This is a genomic window from Parapedobacter deserti, from assembly GCF_042646065.1.
Taxonomy (GTDB): domain Bacteria; phylum Bacteroidota; class Bacteroidia; order Sphingobacteriales; family Sphingobacteriaceae; genus Parapedobacter; species Parapedobacter deserti.
In genome coordinates this window covers 1-2,059 of sequence record NZ_JBHRTA010000010.1, presented here as the reverse complement: position 1 = coordinate 2,059, position 2,059 = coordinate 1, and the positions used below count along the sequence as shown (strand labels likewise).

Sequence of the window (2,059 nt, the reverse complement as noted above, 5' to 3'; positions counted from 1 at the left end):
ATTGAATATCTCAGGGGTTCCGTGATCCCTTAGTGTATCCTTCAACACGTCCCTGCACCACTCCACACTCATGGTGTTGGATGTACTCCACCCCATGATCCTGCGGCTGTACACATCAATGATGGCGAACAGGTACATGAAGCCGCGGAACATCGGGATATAGGTGATGTCGGCCTGCCAGACCTGGTTGGGCCTGTCGATTTCCAGACCATTCAGCAGGTAGGGGTATTTATAATCGCCGGCCTTGGCCTTACTCAGGTTCCTCTTGGGGAACAAGGTCCGCAGGTTCATCACCTTATAAAGCCTCCTGACACGCTTTATATTCACGTGGTAACCCATATCCAGCTTCAGCCAGTCGGTCATCCGCCCGGCTCCAAGATAAGGGTGTTCCAAAAACTGCCGGTCAATGACCCCCATCAGTTGCTGGTTGAACAATGACTCTCCCCGGGGCTTGAAATAGTAACTGCTGCGCTCCAGACCCAGTGACTTGCATTGTTTGGAAACGCTCATGCCTTCAAATCCCGGGCAAACAAGCGCGCGCTTCTGATCAAGACTCATTTGCCCAAGACTCATATCTTTGGATGTTGATACATTTGAAGCAGAAAGACAGGGCCAAAGCAGTAACCTTTCCCAAGACTAGGCACTATTAACGATGCCGTAAAAAAGGAAAGCCTGCTTTGGTTTCTTTCCGATGAGCCGGAATAGTACTTAGGGATATCCGCAAGGGTCGGGCAATCCTGTATAAAACCATGAGAGATGGCTGCGCGGAAGAATCTGTTTTTCACGAGAAAGTTATCACATTCAAAAGGAAGAAACATGTTAAAGTATTCGGTAGGTCTAGACGTATCAAGTAAAGATATCCACTGCTGCATTTCGGTGATTGATCGAGGCCAGAGAGTGTCGGTCAAAGGTACCCGCAAGGTAACCAATGCCCTGAAAGGGTTTGAGGGGCTGGANGCTGGGTATACGGTGTCGGTCATCCTTCCCAACAAAGCCAAGAAATACCTGCAGGCATCAGGGGTCAAATCGAAGAATGATAAGATCGATGCCAAAGGGCTGGCCCAAATGGGGGCAGAGAAATCACTGGAACCATGGCAACCGATGGGGGAATTTTTTTACCAGCTTCGGGAACTGACCCGCCACGAGCAGAGCCTACAGGAACTAAAAACAATGATTAACAACCGTCTGCATGCCAGCAACCTGGGCATGTACCTGAACAAGGAGGTGATCAGGCAGACAAAGGCACAGGTCAAGCTATTGGAAAAACAGATAGAAGCATGTGAAAAGCTGGTCATTGAACATGTGAACTCTAACGCAGAAGTGGCATCCAGGATCAGCAAGATATGTACGATAAAGGGCGTGGCCATTAAAACTGTAGCAACATTGGTGGCAGAGACCAATGGTTTCCTTTTATTCAAAAATGCCCGGCAGCTATGCAGTTTCGCAGGGTATGACATCGTGGAAAACCAATCAGGCAACCATGTGGGTAAAACCCGCATATCAAAGAAAGGAAACAGCCACATACGCCGCATACTCCATATGCCCGCATTCAATGTGGTCTTACGCAAAGTCAAGCCATTCTCGGACCTGTATGAACGTACGGTGGACAAACACGGCATCAAGATGAAGGGATTCGTGGCTGTGCAGAAAAAGCTATTGACCATAATCTATGCATTATGGAAAAAGGATGAGGCATTCAATGAAAAATACACTAATGAACAATATATCCAAGCGTCAGAACCAATCCCGGGGTGAAAACAAATAAAGTAGTGCCAACAATACTATCGGCACTACACAAGGTAAACAAACTACGTGAAAAATCACGGGCCGCTTCCTCTATGAGTATGTAAAGTTAAAAAATATCCTGATGATGCTTTGTGGATCGAAAATCAAGTTCTGATCAACCTTAACCTGCCTGCGCGGCGAGCGCCCGCCGGAGGCAAAAGGGAGACGATAAAAATATAGAAAAAAACTTGCAGTTATGCATAGTACCTTTTTTTAAGAAATCAACCTCAATCTGTAACTCCCCGATTTTCGAGTAAAGTTCCTTCTCCTTTGC

The 2,059-nt window shown here is 47.0% G+C and carries 2 protein-coding genes; one reads left to right on the top strand and one right to left on the bottom strand.

The features are described from left to right. The coding region (locus tag ACFOET_RS05470) for a DDE-type integrase/transposase/recombinase (RefSeq protein WP_379020389.1) at positions 1-558 on the bottom strand (558 nt) is incomplete at its 3' end. A gap of 198 nt (positions 559-756) precedes the next feature. Between ACFOET_RS05470 and ACFOET_RS05465 the strand changes: the two genes are divergently transcribed. Then, on the top strand, positions 757-1,755 hold the full coding sequence (locus tag ACFOET_RS05465; RefSeq protein WP_456320325.1) for an IS110 family RNA-guided transposase: 999 nt from the start codon (positions 757-759) through the stop codon (positions 1,753-1,755). The last annotated feature ends 304 nt before the right edge of the window (positions 1,756-2,059 follow it).